This window comes from Colwellia sp. MB3u-55 (genome assembly GCF_014076785.1).
Taxonomy (GTDB): Bacteria; Pseudomonadota; Gammaproteobacteria; order Enterobacterales; family Alteromonadaceae; genus Colwellia_A.
In genome coordinates this window covers 38,031-58,756 of sequence record NZ_JACGUS010000113.1, presented here as the reverse complement: position 1 = coordinate 58,756, position 20,726 = coordinate 38,031, and the positions used below count along the sequence as shown (strand labels likewise).

The window sequence follows — 20,726 nt, the reverse complement described above, 5'->3', positions numbered from 1 at the left end:
AGGAAAATAAACGTTATGTCTGACCTTAAAGCCATCGCTCAACGCGCACTTTCGTTAATTGATTTAACAAGTTTAACCGACAGTGAAACAGAAGAAGAAATTATAACCTTGTGTCGACAGGCAAATTCTATTGGTGGCGTTACTGCTGCTATCTGTATTTTTCCTCGCTTTGTGCCGTTGGCAAAAAAGACGTTAAAGGCGCAACAAACACCACAGATAAAAATTGCTACCGTCACTAACTTCCCACACGGTAATGATGATATAGATATCGCATTAGCCGAAACACAAGCCGCTGTCGCATACGGCGCAGACGAAGTCGATTTAGTTTTTCCTTACCGAGCGCTAATGGCGGGTAATGAGGCCATTGGTTTTGATATGGTCAAAGTGTGTAAACAAGCTTGTGGTGAATTTGCTAAGTTGAAAGTAATTATTGAAACGGGTGAGCTTAAATCACCCGCGTTGATTGAACAAGCCAGTGAAATTGCGATTAATGCTGGTGCTGACTTTATCAAAACCTCAACGGGGAAAGTAGCGGTAAATGCAACACCAGAAGCCGCACAAATTATGCTTGAAGTGATAAAAAACAAAAATACCAATGTTGGTTTTAAGCCCGCTGGTGGTGTTAAAAACGTAGAAGATGCAGCCGTTTATCTTACTTTAGCCGATAGTATCTTAGGCAGTGAGTGGGCTGATAATAATCACTTTCGTTTTGGTGCAAGTAGCTTACTTAACAGTTTACTTGACACACTAGGACACAGCACAGAAAATACCTCAGCAACTAACTACTGATCTCCTTTGATAAAGAAGTAACTCATGGCACAACTGTATTTTTATTATTCATCAATGAATGCGGGTAAATCTACACATTTGCTGCAATCGTCTTATAATTATCGAGAGCGCGGTTTAACTACCGCAATTTATACGGCGCAAATTGATGACAGATTTGCTAAAGGTAAAGTCGCTTCACGCTTAGGTATAGATGCAGATGCTTTCTTATTTGATGATAGCATCAATATGTTTATAGAAATAAAAGATAAACATCAAGCGGCTAAAATTGATTGTGTGCTGATTGATGAAGCACAGTTTTTGTCAACCGAACAAGTTAAGCAGTTAACAGATGTAGTCGATCTCTTACATATTCCCGTATTAGCCTACGGAATAAGAACTGACTTTCTTGGTGAAACTTTTTCAGGCAGTGCTGCCCTACTTGCTTGGGCCGATAAGTTAGTCGAGTTAAAAACAATTTGCCATTGTGGTCGCAAAGCTAATTTTGTTATCAGACAAGATGAAAATGGTGTACCCGTAAAAGTAGGTCAACAAGTAGAAGTGGGCGGCAATGAACGTTATGAGCCGTTATGCAGAGCCCATTTTAAGCAATTGGTCTGGTAAGTATCTAGATTAAAGTACTTATTGCTAACAATATATTCAGCTAAACTTCCTCTATCCTTTAAAAAAACAAGGAATATTCCATGTCAGTTTTTGAAAGTTCTCATCCATTGGTTAAACACAAAGTCAGTTTACTACGCGATAATAATATTTCAGTTAAAGCCTTTCGAGAGTTAACCAAAGAGATATCAATGTTATTAACGGTTGAGGCGACTCAAAACCTTAGTATTAAAAATATCCCATTAACTTGTTGGTCTGGCGAAATTTCAGTGCCAACTCTTGCTGATAAACAACCCACACTGGTACCAATTTTACGTGCCGGCTTAGGTATGCTTGAAGGCGCACTGTCAATACTGCCGTGTGCAAAAATAAGTGTTGTCGGTATACAGCGTAATGAAGACACATTAGCGCCAGAAAGTTACTACGAGAATATTATCTCTGATATAGAAAGTCGAACAGCAATTATTATTGATCCTATGCTAGCGACTGGCGGCACAGCATTAGCAACCATAGATTTATTAAAGGCGTCGGGATGTAAAACAATCATTGCACTATTTTTGGTCGCTGCGCCTGAAGGTATAAAATTGCTTGAGGATGCTCATCCGGATGTCATGTTAACGATTGGTGTAATAGATGAGAAACTTAACGAACAAGGTTATATTTTACCGGGTCTGGGCGATGCCGGAGATAAAATCTTTGGTACGTTGTAATTAATACGGCGTGCTAACTAATCACTTTTTTAATAAGTGATTAGTTAGCAAGATATTACCTATATCGGCATTGTCTATAACGGCTTTATTTAATAAATAACCGGTGGTAATTCAGGGCTATCTTCAGAATAAGTGATCGCCTGTTTAAATTGCTCTGCGGCTAACAGCGCTGAATTTTCATCTTTGGCATGTACACGAGCAATGACTTCTCCACTATTGACCTGAACTCCAAGCGGTAAAATTCTATCGAAGCCAACACTATGGTTAACTTTTTGTTTTGGCGCTGCTCTACCGCCACCTAATCCCACCACTGACATACCAATATCTCGAGTGTTCATTTGAGCTAAATAGCCATGTTGACTGGCTTTAACTTCCATAATAATGGCCGCTTTATTCATTGAGCCCCATGGGTTTTCAACAAAATCTTTTGGCCCACCTAACGCCGCTATCATACGCTCAAATATCTCAGCTGCTTTACCTGAATGAAGGGCTTTGTCAATTTTAAGGTAAGCGGTTTGCTCATCGCTGGCTAAGCCCGAATTCACAAGCATCGCACAGGCTAATGTTTTAACAACTTTATGTAAACGAGGTTCGCGTTGTTTACCCGTCAAATATTTAGCGGTTTCATACATTTCAATGGCATTACCGGCACTGGTGCCTAATACCTGATTCATGTCAGTAATGATCGTTTGGGTTTTAACCCCTGCACCATTGGCGACACTAGAAATACTATTAGCAAGTGCTTTAGCATCTTCAAGAGATGACATCATCGCGCCATTACCCACTTTGACATCCATCACTAAAGTATCAAGACCTGCCGCAAGTTTTTTAGATAAAATTGAAGCGGTTATCAGTGGAATAGATTCAACCGTCGCGGTGACATCACGAATACCATAAAGGCGTTTATCTGCTGGCGCTAAATTATCTGTTTGAGAAATAATGGCTACGCCCACGTCTTTAACAATACGCTTAAACTCGCTAATTGTAGGTTCTACATTAAAACCGGCAATACTTTCTAATTTATCTGATGTACCTCCGGTATGCCCTAACCCTCTACCTGAGATCATCGGCACATAAGCGCCACACGCAGAAACAATCGCCGCTAACATAAAGCTGACTTTATCACCTACGCCACCCGTAGAGTGTTTATCAACGATGGGGGCATCATAGCCCTCCCAAGAGAGCACATCACCCGAGTTCATCATCGCGGTGGTGAGCGTTACTTTTTCTTCAACCGATAATCCTTGCTGAAAAATTGCCATAGCCATTGCACCGACTTGGCTGTCAGAAAAGCTACCATCAACTAAACCATTAACAAAATCGTGAATTTGGCTTTGATTAAGGATTTTACCATCGCGCTTAGTGCGAATAATTTCTTGGGGTAATATCATTGATGGATATCCTTAAATGTCCAATAAATATTTTGGCGTAAAAGCATCAGGTAAAAGCTCAGCGACACTCCACACTTGTTGTTTGTCTTTGTGATTAAACGCTACCACAGGCGCTGATTGTTCAAAAAACTCAGCAATAACCTGTCGGCAAGCGCCACACGGAGGTGTCATTTTTTCTTGCTCGGTATAAATAACGATCATTTGAAAGCTTTGCTCACCCTTTATTACTGCATGGCTTATGCAATTACGTTCTGCACAGACAGTTAAACCGTAAGAGGCATTTTCAACATTACAGCCTTGGACAATCGTACCGGAAGTGGTTAAAGCCGCAGCACCGACATGAAACTTACTATAAGGCGCATAAGCTTTTAAATAAGCTTCTTTAGCGGCTACTTTTAATTCTGCAGGTATTTCTATGGTATTTTTATTCATTATTGTAAAAATTCAAGAGTAATGTAGACCTGTGAGAATACCATAGCTGACCAAGTGGTCAAGTAATGCATTTAAGGTATCACTTACTCGGCTAATTTTTTTGTAAAAAAAAGCCCTTTAGTAAACTAAAGGGCCTATATTTCAATAAATTACAGTGTGGTTAGAACTTGTAGCTAATACCCACTTTAATTCTCCAAGAAGAACGCTCAGCATCATAATATGTTGGCGCACTATCTCTAAATCCTTCACTATATTCATAAGTATTAGTATCTTGGTCGTAATTAATATCAACTAACTCTCTAGCATTTGTGAAGTTAGTCACATTAACTTTACCTGCACTACTATCGATTAAGTTAAGAACGTTTTTAACCGAAACGAAAAGCACACCTTTATGACCTTCCATAAAACCAGGAACTTCTTGGCTATATTTAAAGTCAAGACGAGAATTCCAAGGTCCTGTTTCAGTATTACGAGGTGCAATTCCACCAGCATATTTCGTTAAACCACTCGCATCAAGTACAGTTTTAAGTTGTTCATAACTATAACCATCAGCATATGTTACCGCTGCATCATCTGCACCTGATGGTATATATGGTAAAAACATATCAGCTCTTGTGTAGTTGTTTTGACCACCGAAAGCATTTGAACCGCCATCATATACCCAACTGTAAGGTCGACCTGATGAACGTTCACCTTGAAGTGAGAAAGTCGAGTTGTAACCTTCAAACATTTCAATGTTATAAGACAAGTTTAGTTTGAAACTATGTTCAATTTCATAACGGCTTGTACCAACTTGAGGGTTGTTTCGATCAGCGGTATTATATTTCGAGAAGTTTGAGTTAGAGGTTGAACTCGTTCCGCCAGCTAATGATGTTGCGTCAGTATTTGCATATGAAACATTGAAATAAAGACCGTTATCAAACGCTTTAGCTGCACTTAAAGTAAATATCTTACGTTTGCCGCCTTCACCATTTGTAACCATAGCATCAGCTCTATCACGCGAGCCTGTGCCAACAGGGATAACACGACCATCAGGACCTACAACAGATTCTTGTGTCGTTCTGTATAATTCTTTCCAGCGAACAGCGTCTTTTTCTTCAACGTACATGAAGCTAGTTTCTAAATCCCAACCCGTACCTAAATAAGGACCTAAATCAGCGGTATAGTTCGCTGTTAAACCTACACGCCATTCGCTTGGCAATTCAAAGTTAGGATCGATTGCATCAACATCGCCGTCACCTGGAGTCAGTGTTGCACCTGCAGGAGGTTGAGTTATATCAGCATTTGTTAAGTCAACATCATTTACGTTTGCACGTACATTGATTTGGCCATCATTTGAATATACGTTAGAAATCCAAACATTTGGAGTACCACCATAATAGCGACCGATACCACCACTTAAGGTCAAGTCGTCTTGCACTGACCAGTTAAAACCGAAGCGAGGTAAGAAAATATCTTTACCGTCTAAACTATTCGTGTTGCTAAAACCATATAAACCAACAAAAGCTTCGTTTTCACGGATAGTGCCAGACGTTGAAATACGCTCATACCGCACACCTGCATTTACCCATAACTCATCGTTAATTTGCCATTTATCTTCAACAAAAAGGTGGAAGTTTGATAATGAAAACTCTGCTGCTGCATCATTCGCATTACCTGTGTAAGCATTTGAATAAGAAACACGTTCAGCATTTTGATTTTTGAAGTCTTCTACTGAATCAAATAACCACTCACCTCGAGAAAAAGGTACAAACTGGTTAAATACGTTGGTTTTTTCAATACCAACACCAAATGACAATACATGTTCTTCAAGTAAATATTCACCGTCAAAATCAATAGCTAAAGTGTCATTTGTCAATTGGTTGGCATGACGATATGCGTCAGTACCAAGCCATATTGAATTTGAATCACGGTCAGAGCATCTTTCATCACTTTCACCGATAGTGATACACGCTTGACCAATTTTTTTATCGTTTAAAGCATCAGAGAATGAACTCTGTTTGTTTTCAACATCTTTAAATGAAACACTTAACTGTGTTGATAGTTCATCAGTCCAGTATGAATAAAGTTGTAAAGCATATGATTCAACACTTGCATCAACGTTATACCAGTTACTCAATAAACCAAATTGATTTCTTGAACTTGTATGTTGATCACGCACTGAGTTATCTTGTGTGTTTTGATAAGTAAATGCTGCACGATGGTCATCATTGATATTCCAATCAAGCTTAACAATTAATTTTTCGCTATCGTTAGATAGGCCATCAGCAATACCGCCAGCATTAACGCCATAGACTTCTGAAGCAATATTTTGTACTTCTGTAATCGTATCAGAAGTTAACCAATCTTTAGGATTTGCAGTACCAGGACCAAAATTATTTACAAATGGACTTTTAGACTCTTCATAACTTACAAAAAAGAACAACTCGTCTTCAATAATCTTGCCGCCTAAAGCCATACCATAATTTTTACGTGTAAAGTCTAACTTGATATCTTCGCCATCTTCATTTTTAGGCGTGCCGGCTAAAGAATCACTTGAGTAGTCGTAAAACAACTCTCCAAATAGTTCATTAGTACCTGATTTTGTAACCGCATTTATTGACGCACCGGTAAAGCCCGAAGCTTTGGCATTAAAAGGGGTAATATCAATGGCTACCTGTGCAATAGACAATAAAGAAATAGGAGAACCGTTCGTTGGGTAACCGTTTGCACTTAAACCAAAATCATCATTTTGTTTAACGCCATCAATTGACAAGCTGTTAAAACGTGGATTTACACCACCTACTGACATTTCATTACTATCGCTATCAGAAATGTTCACCAAAGGATTTTGACGAATAATATCTTTTAAATCACGGTCAAATGCAGGGGCACGATTAATATCATCTGCACCATATATACTACCCATGCCATTTTTAGCGCCATGAATTAACGCATGACGACTACTACCAGAAACAGATATACGTTCCATTTCTTCTGAGCCTAATTCAATGCTGACTTGTGAAGTTTGACCTAATTGAAGAAATATATTTTCTAAGGTTTTATCTTGATAAATATTAGAGTCAACAATGACTTTATAAGGACCACCTACTCTTAAACCGCTTGCAGAAAATACACCACTTTCGTTTAGCTTAACTGTTTTTTTAGAACCTGTAGGTATATGTATAACAGTAACCGTAGCGCCTGTAACAGGTGAACCGCTATTACTTAAGATTTGTCCTCGTATTGAGGATGATGTATCAGCAGCCATAGCTGAAGTAGAAAGTCCAAGCGCTAATACAACGGCGCCTGTTATGAGTGAGAGACGAGGAGTGTTCATCGGTTATTCCTTGATTACGTTTTTTAAGTGTTTACGAATTATTTTTTTTAGCAACCATAAAACCTAACCAGTTGCTCTGTTTTTAATTTCGAATGAAATTAGACCAGATTTTTATTACACTTTCATTACATATTTTCAGAGTTTTTGAAATTCAAATAGTATCTGTTAGTGATGATAAAAAAAACAATCAAGAAATTATAATAAAAAACCATAATAAACAATCAGATGCGCTAAAAATTTATGACTATCATTTATATTGATAGCGAAGATATCCCTTATATAAGATATTGTTATCTATAAGTAGATTTAAGGCTTTTTAGTTATAAGTAAAATGAGTCAATTAAGATAAAAAACAAACCATAATGAACAATTAACCATATATACATAGCCTTAAGCCCATTAACACTGATTATTTAACTCAAATAGCTATGCAGAGAAATTAAAAACATCAACTAAAGCACTAAAGTTCCCTTTCATATAAATGGCTAAACATTTATAGTAGAATTTCATTGGAAAATGGCATTTAGTGACTTAAATCAATGATAAAATAAAGATAAGTATAACAAACCATAAAAGTTAACTATTTGGTCAACAGATAGTAAAAAAGTAAAATTATAATAACAATTTAACTTAAAAATGTTTTATTTATGCATTTTAAATATTGAGCAACTTAATGAAAAATAAAAAAGAAATAAAAAAAACAGGGAATATTCGCGCACTAAGCCAACACAAGATTTTAATAGCGGCTAGTACAGAATTTGTTTTACAAGGGTATAAAGGCGCTACGGTGCAATCAATTGCCGATAGAGCAAGCCTACCTAAGGCTAATATACTTTATTATTTCAAGAATAAAGAAAATATATACCATGCCGTACTAGAACATACCCTACAAATGTGGGACGAAGGTATTGGTGATATAAATCCTGAAGATGGTCCTAAAGCAGCTATTGAAAAATTTATTGAAGCAAAAGTAAGAATGTCTTTTAAGCACCCTGAATCTTCAAAAATATATGCCATGGAGATTATTCAAGGTGCACAGCATTTGAAAGATTTTGCACGTACCTATCAAAGAAAGTGGGTAAGAGAGAAAGCACAACTATTTCAGCAATGGATAGATAATGGTGAAATGCGCGATGTTAACCCGACTCATCTAATATTTCTTATTTGGTCAGCAACCCAACACTATGCCGATTTTGAAACACAAATTTTAACGATTATGAATAGAGCTGATTACGAAGATGAAGATGTCGAAGATGTTATCGCTTTTCTAACTGACATGATTTTACGTGGCTGCGGTTTACACTAACGTTGACATAATCATCGACATTTAACCTATTACTTTAATATTAGCGCTAACTTATATGAGCAAAAAACAAGCACAGCCTTTTAAAATAGCAACCTTTAATGTAAGTATGGAGGCTTTAAACTATCAATCTGCGCTAAATTCTGGGGCGACTAATATTTCAAATAACACCCTGCAAATAGCCATAGACAGTGATCATCAACAAATTAAAAATATTGCAGAAATTATTCAGCGTAATAACCCAGATATTCTTTTACTGAATGAATTTGATAATCAAGATAATAGCGACAATAACCACCACCACGCCCTAAAATCTTTTATTAAACGTTATTTGAACAAAAGCCAAAATGGGCAAAAAGAAATTGATTTTCCTTATTTTTATCAAGGACCCGTTAACACGGGTGTCAATTCAGGCTACGATCTAGATGGCGACGGTAAACGAGGTGTTTTGCCGGGTGATGGTTTTGGTTACGGACATTTTTCAGGTCACTTTGGTATGGTTCTCTTGTCAAAATACCCGATTAATATTGCCGATATTCGTACCTTTCAATACTTTAAGTGGCGAGATATGCCTAACGCCCTACAACCTTTCGATCCTAAGACCTCGACATTTTGGTTTAGTGATGAAGCTTGGGAAAATATGCGTTTATCTTCTAAATCTCATTGGGATATCCCGATTGAGGTTAATGGCCAAGTCGTTCATATTTTAGCAAGCCACCCTACACCACCGATATTTGATGGTCCAGAAAATAGAAATGCTAAACGTAATCATGATGAAATTCGTTTTTGGGATGATTACATCTCACCGGAAAAATCAGCATACATTTACGATGACAAGGGTCAAAAAGGAGGTTTAACATCCTGTGGACCTTTTGTTATTCTCGGTGATCTTAATGCGTCTAATGTTGAGGGTGATGCGTTAAATTCGGCCATATCAAGCTTACTAAACAATGATAAAATTCAAGATGCATTGCCCCAAAGTGAAGGGGGAAAACGACACAGTCAAAATAACGCACATGCAAAGTATCATACGGCCTCTTGGCGAATGAGAACCGATTACGCGTTACCATCAAAGTCTGGCTTAATTATTGAAAAATCAGGAATTTACTGGCCAACAGAAAACGAAGAGACTTTTAGGTTAATAAAAAACAGAGCAGCATCTTCCGATCACCGTATGGTATGGATTGACCTGTTATTGAAGACTAAAGCGTTACCTAAAATTATCACCAACCCTTATTAATTATTAACACTTATACAAGAAGATAAAAATGAAAAAACTCCTATCTACTGTTAGCATCGTACTTGCATTAACAGCCTGTCAAACGATTGATAATGACTCAACAGCAATGCTTGTAAATACAGAGACTGCTAAGAAAATGCCTTCACCAAAAAACATCATTATGGTGATAGCCGATGGTATGGGTCCCGCTTATACAACATCCTACCGATACTTTAATGATGACCCAACAACTGACATTGTAGAAGAAACAGTATTTGACCGTTTACTTGTTGGCTCGGTTAGTACTTACCCGGCAAGTGTTTCTGGTCTTGTTACTGATTCAGCTGCTGGTGCTACTGCACTTGCTACGGGTTATAAAACTTATAACGGCGCAATTGCTTTAGACGTGAATAAAAACAGCGTTGAAACTGTACTTGAATTTGCTAAAAAACAAGGCAAAAAAACAGGTGTTGTCGTCACATCACAAATAAATCATGCGACCCCTGCTGGATATTTAACACATAATGAAAGCAGAAATAATTATAATGCCATTGCTGATAGCTATATAGATAAGGGTATAAAAGCAGATGTTTATTTTGGCGGAGGCTGGAAATACTTTATACGTGAAGACAGAAATTTAATTGAAGAATTTAAAGCGTCAGGGTTTCAGTATATTGATAACTACAATGCCTTAAACACACTTAAACCAGAGATGCCTGTTATTGGTCTTTTTGATGATACTGGTTTACCGTCAGCCCAAGATGATAGTGACCCATATCGATTATCCGCCATGACTAAAGTTGCAATTAAACAACTAGAAAATAGTAAAGGTTATTTTATGCTCGTTGAAGCTAGTCAAATAGATTGGGCTGGCCACTCTAATGATATAGCAACAGCGATGGCTGAAATGTCAGATTTAGCTAAAACGATGGAGTACTTAGAAGAGTACGTAAAACAAAACCCTGATACGTTAGTTATATTAACAGCTGATCACAGTACGGGTGGTTTAACCGTTGGTGCACGTGGCAAGTATGAGTGGCACCCTGAAGTTTTACGTACAATGAAAAGTTCGCCAAGCGTAATTGCTAAACAGTTAGCTAACAACCCAGTAACACAACAGGGATTAAGTCAATTACTTAACTTCGATGTAACAAATAATGAAGTTGAACAAATTGAAGCGGCGAAAATATTTGCAGTTGAGGAAATCGCCACTTACAAATCACTTGATGAACAAGAAAAGCTAAAGACTAAAGAACCCACCATGAATAACATCATAGCAAGTGCAATTAAAAACATTATAGATATTAGAACAAACACTGGCTGGACATCAGGTGGCCACACCGCAATTGATGTTCCTTTACATACACTAGGTAAAAGCAGTGAAGTCTTAAAGGGCAAGGTTGATAATACCGACATTGCTAAACAAATATTTTTATTGCTCGGTAAAAAGTAACGTCCTACTTTAATAATATAACAACGGCTAATGAAAATTAGCCGTTTTTTTGTGCTTAAAAACTACTCTCCCTGATATAAAAACCCTTTATCTCATCAGTAAATATTTTGTTGATTAAACGTTTATCCATGCCTTTACTACCTTACTTTATGTGAATAATTCAGCTAGAAAGAATAGCTAAAAATCCTTTGTTGTTTGTTAATCTCCTTCAAACAACTTAATCATAGTAACCCCAAACCCCCTTTATTAGCTTCGTTAAAGCATTCTTGCCTATCTATAACGATATAATTTAACTCGTTATCACTTTCCTTATTTATAAAGATTCTAGTGATAAGTGACCAATCACTTCACACCAACAGTAGGGTTATCAGGGTTGCTGACACTGGGGGTTGCGGGGTTATTGGGGTTCCTATTCTGTTTAGGTGGGGGTTGTTGGGGTTATTAATTTGTTGCTATATGGGGTTGCTGGGGTTACACTTAAATGCATTAATTAAAGAGGTAATAACAATGAAATACCCTATCGCATTAAAGAAAATAATTGGCGTTGAAAACTACAAAACATACGTTCCTGACTTACCCGGTTGTGTAGGTAATGGTGAGAGTATTGATGTCTCTTTAAACAATATTAATGACAGTATCGCTGCACATCTTTCTATATTGGCCGAATATGGTGAAGCCATTCCACACGCTACAACGATTGAAAATCATCTAACAGCCTACCCAAATGTTATTTGGTGTATTCTTGATATCGACATAACACCCTATCTAGGGAAAAGTCATAAAATCAATGTCACCTTACCGGAGTTGTTGATCAAACAAATTGATAACCGAGTCAGTAAGTCTTCAACTTATAAAACACGTTCCGGCTTTATCGCAAGTGCGTGTATCACTGAGTTAAATAAATAAGAGTTTCCCTGAGTTATTATTTAAAAGTTTAGGGAAAAATAAGAAAGAGTAAGACTTAACAAGGTTCATGGTGATGAACGCTGTAAGATTAGTTGTAAGGATTATTAAAGGAAGTGCTTTAAATTGATCAGCGTTTCTTATCGGTAGACTTTTTTCGTAACGATAAAAGCCTGATAATTACCTATTAACAAACTAAGCAATAAATCAGTTAAGGCACTCACTTATTGCTTGTTCTATCTGTAATTTAAAGTAAAGCTAGCAGCTAAAGCCGCGCCGTTATCGACGATAAATTAACGTTTGAACTGGCTTTATTGATATCTGTTTCAAAACCGAGTTGAGCAATCATTGGAACTGGAATAAGTGTTCTGAGTTCTGCTATATTTTCAGCGAGATAATTCATTGGCTCAACGCAGTTTGCTACCCAACCAATACAATCAAGACCATCGGCTACTATCGCTTCATAAGTGAGAACCGCATGATTTAAACACCCTAGTTTCATATTCACCACCAATATTACCTGCTGTTTTGTTTGCTGTACAAACTCAGATAAAAATATACCTTTACCTAAAGGTAATCGCCAACCCCCTGCACCTTCAGTGATAACAATATCGCAAGCCCGAGCAATAATACGCTCGTAACCCACATTTATATCAGCGAGTTTAATGTCAACATTCATTAAATTAGCGGCGATGTGTGGCGCTATTGCCAGTTCAAATGCAATAGGGTTAATTTCACTAATACCTTGTCCACAGTTTGCTTGCTGCAACAATAATTGTGCATCTTCATTAACCAGAATTTCACCTTGTGCGGCATGTTTAAGCTCACAGCCTGCAGATATAGGTTTAAACACAGCAACTTGATAATCTTTTTTAACTAAGGCTGCGGTGAGTATTTGCGCAAAATAGGTTTTTCCAGCATCAGTATCTGTAGCAGTAATAAATATTTTAAGCATTTAATTTCACCATCATTGCAGAATACACCTTATAAGTCGCCGGATAAATACCACTAGGCTCTTGAAAGTCTTGATAGCTATTAGTCATCTTTTGCCATTTATCTTTACCCGCTAAACCCTTACCTTGCTGTTTAGGGACATGATTTGCGCCTAGCCCTTTCAGTTCTCGCGCTAGATGTATAACATTTTGATATTCTAACACTAGGTCTTGAGTTTTTTGCTCAAGTAATTTACATGAGGACTTACCAAAAGTAACTTTTAGGTCAGCATGTGTTTTAAAGTCAATCACGTGCTGTTCATCATCGACTTGTGCCCAAGATGATTTTAATTCATGTAATGTGCCATCGAGTAAGGTGGAAAATATAAACAATCCTCCTGGTTTGAGTACGCGTAAAATTTCTTCTATAATATCATCGAGTGGATCACACCACTGAATAACCAAATTAGAATAAATAACATCAATGGAGTTGGCTTGAAAAGGCAGGTAATACGCATCAGCTTCTAACCAGCAAATTTCCTTACTGCGGTTTTCTTGAGCAAAAGCCAGCATTTTAGCAGAGATATCAACGCCAATAGTTTGCTGGAATTTACTGGCAAGAATGTCAGTAAAAAAACCGGTACCAGAGCCTAAGTCAACGACGGTAAGATCTGAACGGTTGGGTAATAAAGACATTAAGTGCTTACCCGTATAGCGTTGTAGTCGCGATGAAATATCATACGACTGACTCGCTAAGCCAAATGACTTAGCTATTTTAATTCTGTTTAATACTTCAGGCATTAACGTAAAACCTCATTCATACAATTAGCTAAGTAATTGATATCGCATTCTTTATGGTTGGCCGTAATGGTAACGCGTAACCTTGAGCTGTTTTTAGCAACCGTTGGTGGGCGTATCGCGGTTAGCCAAATACCTTTGTTTTTCAAATGTTGACATATTTCTAGAGTTCTTGTTTCACTGCCAATAACAATAGCGTGAATAGAAGAGGATGACGGAATTATTGTTATTTGACTATTAAGCTTAGTTGATAAAAGCGCGCTCAATTCAAAAATATTATCTCTGCGCCAAGACTCTTTTTGAGCAAGCTTGATGCTGGTTTTTGTCGCCCAAGCAACGGCGGGGGAAATCGCGGTTGAATAAATATAATGACGAGAAAAATTGACTAAGTAATCATAAACATCTTCATCACAAGCGATAAATGCACCACTAGTGGCTAAAGCTTTACCAAAAGTTGCCATTACTATATCGACCTGACCAAAGCTACTACTGCCCTGACCGGCCTGACCAATAATACCAATACTGTGTGCATCATCCATGTAAAGCATAGCTTGTTGCTGCTGAGCAATCATAATTAACTGGCTAACGTCTGCACGATCGCCATCCATGCTAAAGATACCTTCAGAAATAATGAGTTTATTGTCAACAGGACTTTTCGCTAAATATTGTTCAAGTTGCTGATGATTATTGTGTAAATATCGCTTCACTGAAGCTTCACTAGCCAGAGCACCATCAATTAAAGAAGCGTGACTTAACTTGTCTAAAAAAAATTGGCAGTCTTTTTTACCCAAGGCTTGTAATACACCAGAATTAGCCGTAAAACCACTACTATAAAGTAAGCAGCGTGGTTTATTTAACCACTGACAAACTTCATCTTCTAAGGCTTGGTGTGCATAATGAAAACCGGTAATTAAACTCGAAGCGCTTGCGCAACTGCCGTATTTATCGACACCTTCTTGCCAGGCTTTATTTATTAAAGGATGGTGATTTAAGCCGAGATAATCATTAGAAGAAAAATTTAAATAGCGTTTTCCTGCAACAACCACCTCTCGGCCATTTTGCTCGCTTATACATTGGCGTTGGCGATATTGTGATTTTTCTTTTTGCTGAGCGACTTGCTCAGCAATAAAGTTAAAAGACATAAATTTCAGCTTGGCTCTTGATCAGTAAATAAACGTTAAAGCGCAGCGTCGTAAAAAAGTTCTTTATTTTGCTGATTGACAACGGCCGTCGTTATTTTCTGCTCGGTCTCAATATCATCGGTGGCCACTGTTTCTGTGTTAATGCCCAATTTTGCAAATAACTGCATATCTTTATTGGCTTCAGGGTTGCCTGTAGTTAACAACTTACAACCGTAGAATATTGAGTTGGCACCGGCTAAGAAACACATTGCTTGCATTTGCTCGTTCATTGCATCGCGCCCAGCTGATAAACGCACATGGCTTTTAGGCATCATAATACGTGCAACGGCTATACAACGAACAAAATCAAAAGCTTCTAAATCGTCAACATCTGCAAGTGGTGTTCCGGCAATTTTTACCAGCATATTAATTGGAACACTTTCAGGATGTTTAGGTAAGTTGGCCAATTGTGCTAAGAATGACGCTCTGTCTTGAGCATTTTCACCTAAACCAACAATACCACCACTACAAACTTTCATTCCCGAATCACGGACATTTTGCAGTGTATCTAATCGGTCTTGATAGCTGCGTGTGGTAATAATAGAGTTATAATGTTCAGGAGAAGTATCTAGGTTGTGGTTATAATAATCTAACCCGGCTTCTTGTAATTCATCGGCTTGACCTCCGTTAATCATGCCTAATGTCATACAGGTTTCTAAGCCAAGTGCTTTAACACCTTTGACCATTTCTAATACAAAGGGCATATCACGAGCTTTTGGATTTCTCCAACCTGCCCCCATACAAAAACGTGTTGACCCCTGGTCTTTCGCTACCTTTGCTGCTTCTAATACTTTTTCAACTTCCATCAAACGTTCTTTTTGAACATCAGTATTATAGCGTGCACTTTGCGAGCAATATTTACAATCTTCAGGACAAGCACCTGTTTTAATTGACAATAAGGTACTAACTTGTACTTCATTAGGATTAAAGTGTTCACGATGAACGGTTTGAGCTTGAAACATAAGGTCACTAAAAGGTCGAGCAAACAATGCTTCCACTTCTGCTATTGACCAATCATGACGAGGTATATTCGTTTGTGACATGTGAAACCTTTACTGTAAAATGTAAATGTGAAATTGCATCGCTAAATATTAGCAGGTAATCTATACGCCAGTCATTAATTGTCAACATAAAAAACATAGCAAGCTTTACATATGAATAAAAAACACACAGATTTAATCGATTTTGATAAGAAACATGTTTGGCATCCTTACACATCGATGTCAAACCCTCTGCCTTCCTACTTAGTTGAATCGGCCAAGGGCGTTTATATAAAGTTAGCGACGGGTGAAGAACTTGTTGATGGTATGTCGTCTTGGTGGTCTGTTTTACACGGCTATAATCATCCAAAATTAAATCAGGCGCTTGTTGATCAAACACAAAAGATGGCACATGTTATGTTTGGGGGGTTAACGCATGAACCCGCTATTAATTTGTGTAAAAAGCTCATTGAGATCACACCAGAGCCGCTGCAAAAAGTTTTTTTATCAGACTCTGGCTCTGTATCGGTAGAAGTTGCCATAAAAATGTCATTACAGTATTGGCACAGTCAGGGTAAAAGTGAAAAGCATAAATTATTGACCGTTAAAAATGGTTATCATGGTGATACTTTTGCTGCGATGTCGGTATGCGATCCGGTTAATGGTATGCATCAAATTTTTGAAAGTGTATTAATGAAAAACATTTTCGCACCTGCGCCACAGTGTGATTTTTATCAACCTTGGGATAGCGCTGAGTTAGCGCCTTTAAAAGCCCTATTTGCACAACACCATAATGATATTGCCGCCTTTATTATTGAACCTATTGTCCAAGGAGCTGGTGGTATGCGTTTTTATCATCCTGAGTATTTAAAAGCCTGTCGCGCCTTATGTACCCAATATCAGGTGTTATTTATTGTTGATGAAATTGCTACGGGTTTAGGCCGTACAGGAAAATTTTTTGCTTGTCACTGGGCGGATATTAGTCCTGACATTATGTGTTTAGGAAAAACCCTGACCGGCGGTTATATGACCCTGGCAGCAACATTGTGTACGCAAGAAATCGCAAAGACCATCAGTGATGGAGAAGCCGGATGTTTTATGCACGGCCCAACGTTTATGGCTAATCCGCTGGCTTGTGCGGTAGCAAATGCAAGTCTAGATCTTTTGGCAACAGGAGAATGGCAACAGCAAGTGAGTTTTATTGAAGATTATTTAACGCGACACTTATTAGTGTTAAATCAACATTCAAGAGTAAAAAATGCCCGCGTCTTAGGCGGTATAGGTGTGGTAGAAACAAGGGTTGCTGTTAATATGGCAAAGATACAAAAAAGATTTGTTGAATTGGGTGTCTGGATCAGACCGTTTGGTAAGCTTATTTATATTATGCCGCCTTTTATCAGTGATGAACGGGCTTTAGCGAAACTTGTTAAGGCAATAAGCACGGTACTCGATGAACAGCAGTGTTTTGAAGATTAATCGACACTGATTAGCTGCTAAGTAAAACGGCATAGAATTATTAATAACCTTACGCCAAGTTAAGTTTCACTAATATGTAGATGGCCCAAGCAACCGTTATGGTAATTAGCAGGACGATATTAAAATGCTTACTGTCTTGTTCTCTTCTAGTGCGATAATGATCGACAACCAAACAAAGGTAACTACAAAGTGCACTGACCCAAAGCACGATATATAAATAGCCCGTTAATGGCGTTAACCAAAATTCTCTTATTTCAATATTTCTAAAGCGCAATAAACCATAATCTTGCTCTGGTGCGGCATAATAAGACATAACAATAGCAAAAATGAATAATATCCATCCGCTTAATGCCAAAGTCCGGCTTAACAGGACCCAAAACCTGTTGAATGTCGCCTGTTTTTTAATCCCAATATCATTGATTCAAACCCTCTAAAGTCAATATTACTGTTTTTTGTTTTTATATAGACAGGATTAGCAACTTTTACTTGTTAAACACCGCAGTAAAGGTAACATATCACACCTTAAAGTTAGTGCAAATAAATTCAGTATTCTACTCTGGGTCTGTGCACCGGCAAAATCTATGACAATAATTTAATAAAGAAAAGAGGTTGATAATGTCAGTTATCTCAATCACTGATGTACTTGCTGGTAAGTACCCAGTAAGTGAAGCAGTTACAGTACACGGATGGATCCGCACTCGCCGTGATTCTAAAGCAGGTATTTCATTCCTAGCGGTTCATGATGGATCATGTTTTGATGCGATTCAAGCTATCGCACCCAGTGATCTCGATAATTATCAATCAGAAATATTAAAATTGACTACGGGTGCTTCTGTAAAAGTCACCGGTATTTTGGTTGAGTCTCCGGGCCAAGGCCAATCTTTTGAAATTCAGGCAACTAAGGTAGAGATACTTGGATTGGTTGATGATCCTGATACCTATCCTATGGCAGCTAAACGTCACAGTATTGAATTTTTACGAGAGCAAGCTCATCTGCGTGCTCGTACTAATATGGGCGGAGCTGTTGCTCGTGTTCGTAATACGTTAGCTCAAGCGGTTCATCGCTTTTTACACAGTAAAGGTTACTTCTGGATCAGCACGCCGTTAATTACTGGCTCAGATTGTGAAGGCGCTGGCGAAATGTTCCGTGTGAGTACGCTTGATATGGAAAACTTACCTCGCACCGATAAAGGTAATGTTGATTACGCTAAAGATTTTTTTGGTAAAGAAACTTTCTTAACCGTTTCAGGTCAATTGAACGTTGAGACTTATGCATGTGCCCTTTCAAAGGTTTATACTTTTGGACCGACCTTTCGTGCTGAAAACTCTAACACAACACGTCACCTTGCAGAATTTTGGATGATTGAACCAGAAATCGCTTTTGCTGATTTGTCTGATGCTGCTGACCTAGCAGAAGAAATGCTAAAATATGTCTTCCAAGCTGTGCTTGATGAACGTAGTGATGACATGAATTTCTTCCAACAGCGTATTGATAAAACAGTTATTGACCGTATGAATTCTGTTATTAATAATGATTTTGTCCGTTTAGATTACACTGACGCTATTACAATATTAGAAAATTGTGACAAGAAATTTGAAAATAAAGTAGCTTGGGGTGTTGATCTTAATTCAGAGCACGAGCGTTACTTAGCCGAAGAACATTTTAATGGCCCCGTCGTGTTACAAAATTACCCTAAAGATATTAAATCATTTTACATGCGCCTAAATGATGATGGCAAAACTGTTGCTGCTATGGATATCTTAGCACCAGGCATTGGCGAAATTATTGGTGGTAGCCAACGTGAAGAACGTCTTGATGTACTTGATGCGCGTTTAGCCGAAATGAATTTAAACCAAGATGATTACAGTTGGTATCGAGACTTACGTCGTTACGGCACTGTTCCTCATTCAGGTTTTGGTTTAGGTTTTGAACGTTTAGTGGCTTATGCTACCGGTATGCAAAACGTTCGTGACGTAATTCCTTTCCCAAGAACGCCAAACAACGCTGCGTTCTAGGCTAAGAATAATAAGCCCATAAAAAACCTCATTATTGAGGTTTTTTTATGGGTGATATATCCGGTTTACTCAGTAAGTTCTTTTACCATAAAATATTTACAGCCTGTTTTTGGATAATTTTCTTGTACCCATTTTGTTTGATAACCCTGCTTTTCATAAAACGGCATTGCTTGAAAATTAAGAGTATCAAGCATACTTAACGTACATCCCCTCGCCACTGCTGCAGTTTCAAGTTGTGCTAATATCTTAACACCCATTTTTTTACCACGCTGTGACTCGTCGACCCACAGCGTATTAATTAAAAGCCAATTACCAAAGGTGCGTGCGGATGAACCAGCAATAATGTTACCTAGTTCGTCCTTTATTTGAATAGCTAATGGCTTTCGTTCGCTTACTTCCCAGTGAGCCCAATTGAAGTCTACAATTTTTTTATCTAAAAAATCAATTAATGCTTGCTCAGGCGCATCTAAAATTTCAATATTCATCGCGACTCCTTTATTTTACAAATATGAAACATGAGATGCTAAGGTTTTAGCGGGTTTAATAGGACGATCATTTTCGGCGGTGCCTATGTAAATAAAACCAATAATATCATCGTTTTGGCCTATTCCTAAGCCACGTTTCACTGAAGAATCGTAGCTAAAGTCTCCTGTTCGCCACACAGCGCCATAACCTAAACTAAAAGCAGCCATTTGCATAGCATGGGCACAACAACCTGCTGCGATTGCTTGTTCAAACTTAGGCACTTTGTCGTGCGCTTGATACCGCGTGCTAACAACGATAATTAACGGTGCACGATATGGCATCTTTTTAGCTTTTTGTATTTTAGCCTCAGTAAACTGTTGAACTTTAGCGACATCTTCAAATATCTGGCTTAACTTATCTAAACCTTGTTCTTTAACAAGGGTAAAAAACCAGGGTGATAAACAACCGTGATCAGGAACGCGCATTCCAGCGTTCAATATAAATTCAACATCGCTAGCAACAGGGGCTGGTGATATTAACCTAGGATTAGATTGTCGCTGTAATAATAATTCTTTGGCATTCATTAATTATAAAGACTCATGGGTAGTTTCAATACTAAGGATTATATACCCGTTGTCCTTCAAAGTGCACGCGGATCGCTACATGTTGTTTAATAAACAACATAGATAATAATCAATACGGGTCAACCGACCGGCTCAAAAAGTAAAGGTGTAACATATAATGAAAAAAGTTTGCTAATAA

At 37.9% G+C, this 20,726-nt stretch carries 19 protein-coding genes; 9 read left to right on the top strand and 10 right to left on the bottom strand.

The window, feature by feature from the left end; all coding sequences use genetic code 11:
* The first annotated feature begins 15 nt into the window (after positions 1–15).
* The 3 genes from deoC to upp all read left to right on the top strand — a co-directional run bounded on the left by deoC (position 16) and on the right by upp (position 2,096).
* Positions 16–789 (top strand): deoxyribose-phosphate aldolase, encoded by a 774-nt coding sequence (gene deoC, locus H4J66_RS09845; protein ID WP_182173842.1) that lies wholly within the window; start codon positions 16–18, stop codon positions 787–789.
* Between the two features lie 24 nt (positions 790–813).
* Positions 814–1,389, top strand: coding sequence for a thymidine kinase (locus H4J66_RS09840; RefSeq protein ID WP_182173839.1), 576 nt, complete (start codon positions 814–816; stop codon positions 1,387–1,389).
* An 80-nt stretch (positions 1,390–1,469) separates the two neighbouring features.
* Positions 1,470–2,096 (top strand): uracil phosphoribosyltransferase, encoded by a 627-nt coding sequence (gene upp, locus H4J66_RS09835; protein ID WP_182173836.1) that lies wholly within the window; start codon positions 1,470–1,472, stop codon positions 2,094–2,096.
* Positions 2,097–2,185: 89 nt separating this feature from the next.
* Here the strand turns inward: upp and deoA are convergent, their stop codons facing one another.
* The 3 genes from deoA to H4J66_RS09820 form a co-directional block, all read right to left on the bottom strand.
* Positions 2,186–3,487, bottom strand: a complete 1,302-nt coding sequence (deoA, locus tag H4J66_RS09830) for a thymidine phosphorylase (protein ID WP_182173833.1) — start codon at positions 3,485–3,487, stop codon at positions 2,186–2,188.
* A 12-nt stretch (positions 3,488–3,499) separates the two neighbouring features.
* Positions 3,500–3,919 carry a cytidine deaminase gene (locus tag H4J66_RS09825; RefSeq protein ID WP_182173828.1) on the bottom strand — a complete coding sequence of 140 codons (420 nt, stop codon included), beginning with the start codon at positions 3,917–3,919 and terminating at the stop codon, positions 3,500–3,502.
* A 160-nt stretch (positions 3,920–4,079) separates the two neighbouring features.
* On the bottom strand, positions 4,080–7,238 hold the full coding sequence (locus H4J66_RS09820; protein WP_182173825.1) for a TonB-dependent receptor: 3,159 nt from the start codon (positions 7,236–7,238) through the stop codon (positions 4,080–4,082).
* A 673-nt stretch (positions 7,239–7,911) separates the two neighbouring features.
* Here H4J66_RS09820 and H4J66_RS09815 point away from each other — a divergent pair.
* From H4J66_RS09815 to H4J66_RS09800, 4 genes are all read left to right on the top strand, one after another.
* Positions 7,912–8,544: a TetR/AcrR family transcriptional regulator gene (locus H4J66_RS09815; protein ID WP_182173822.1), complete on the top strand. Its 633-nt coding sequence runs from the start codon at positions 7,912–7,914 to the stop codon at positions 8,542–8,544.
* Positions 8,545–8,599: 55 nt separating this feature from the next.
* Positions 8,600–9,781 carry an endonuclease/exonuclease/phosphatase family protein gene (locus tag H4J66_RS09810; protein WP_182173819.1) on the top strand — a complete coding sequence of 394 codons (1,182 nt, stop codon included), beginning with the start codon at positions 8,600–8,602 and terminating at the stop codon, positions 9,779–9,781.
* A 28-nt stretch (positions 9,782–9,809) separates the two neighbouring features.
* Positions 9,810–11,213 (top strand): alkaline phosphatase, encoded by a 1,404-nt coding sequence (locus tag H4J66_RS09805; RefSeq protein WP_182173816.1) that lies wholly within the window; start codon positions 9,810–9,812, stop codon positions 11,211–11,213.
* A 507-nt stretch (positions 11,214–11,720) separates the two neighbouring features.
* Positions 11,721–12,119, top strand: a complete 399-nt coding sequence (locus tag H4J66_RS09800) for a type II toxin-antitoxin system HicB family antitoxin (RefSeq protein ID WP_182173813.1) — start codon at positions 11,721–11,723, stop codon at positions 12,117–12,119.
* A gap of 262 nt (positions 12,120–12,381) precedes the next feature.
* Here H4J66_RS09800 and bioD read toward each other — a convergent pair whose 3' ends face one another.
* Genes bioD through bioB form a run of 4 tightly spaced genes read right to left on the bottom strand, consistent with a single transcriptional unit; the run spans position 12,382 to position 16,070 of the window.
* Positions 12,382–13,071 (bottom strand): dethiobiotin synthase, encoded by a 690-nt coding sequence (gene bioD / locus H4J66_RS09795; protein WP_182173810.1) that lies wholly within the window; start codon positions 13,069–13,071, stop codon positions 12,382–12,384.
* On the bottom strand, positions 13,064–13,849 hold the full coding sequence (gene bioC, locus H4J66_RS09790) for a malonyl-ACP O-methyltransferase BioC (protein WP_182173807.1): 786 nt from the start codon (positions 13,847–13,849) through the stop codon (positions 13,064–13,066). Before bioC ends, bioD begins: the two co-directional genes overlap by 8 nt.
* Positions 13,849–14,988 carry an 8-amino-7-oxononanoate synthase gene (locus tag H4J66_RS09785; RefSeq protein WP_182173804.1) on the bottom strand — a complete coding sequence of 380 codons (1,140 nt, stop codon included), beginning with the start codon at positions 14,986–14,988 and terminating at the stop codon, positions 13,849–13,851. Before H4J66_RS09785 ends, bioC begins: the two co-directional genes overlap by 1 nt.
* Positions 14,989–15,023: 35 nt before the next feature.
* Entirely contained in the window at positions 15,024–16,070 is a 1,047-nt protein-coding gene (gene bioB / locus H4J66_RS09780) for a biotin synthase BioB (protein ID WP_070373554.1), read from the bottom strand.
* 111 nt (positions 16,071–16,181) lie between these two features.
* On the opposite strand from bioB, the gene bioA reads away from it, so the two are divergent.
* A complete protein-coding gene (gene bioA, locus H4J66_RS09775; RefSeq protein WP_182173801.1) occupies positions 16,182–17,483 on the top strand; it encodes an adenosylmethionine--8-amino-7-oxononanoate transaminase in 1,302 nt (433 codons plus the stop codon).
* Between the two features lie 49 nt (positions 17,484–17,532).
* Here the strand turns inward: bioA and H4J66_RS09770 are convergent, their stop codons facing one another.
* Positions 17,533–17,796: a hypothetical protein gene (locus tag H4J66_RS09770; protein ID WP_182173798.1), complete on the bottom strand. Its 264-nt coding sequence runs from the start codon at positions 17,794–17,796 to the stop codon at positions 17,533–17,535.
* A 302-nt stretch (positions 17,797–18,098) separates the two neighbouring features.
* Between H4J66_RS09770 and asnS the strand changes: the two genes are divergently transcribed.
* Positions 18,099–19,499 (top strand): asparagine--tRNA ligase, encoded by a 1,401-nt coding sequence (gene asnS, locus H4J66_RS09765; RefSeq protein WP_070373551.1) that lies wholly within the window; start codon positions 18,099–18,101, stop codon positions 19,497–19,499.
* A gap of 65 nt (positions 19,500–19,564) precedes the next feature.
* Here the strand turns inward: asnS and H4J66_RS09760 are convergent, their stop codons facing one another.
* On the bottom strand, positions 19,565–19,984 hold the full coding sequence (locus H4J66_RS09760; RefSeq protein WP_182173795.1) for an N-acetyltransferase: 420 nt from the start codon (positions 19,982–19,984) through the stop codon (positions 19,565–19,567).
* Positions 19,985–19,999: 15 nt separating this feature from the next.
* On the bottom strand, positions 20,000–20,548 hold the full coding sequence (locus H4J66_RS09755) for an NAD(P)H nitroreductase (protein ID WP_182173792.1): 549 nt from the start codon (positions 20,546–20,548) through the stop codon (positions 20,000–20,002).
* Between the last annotated feature and the right edge of the window lie 178 nt (positions 20,549–20,726).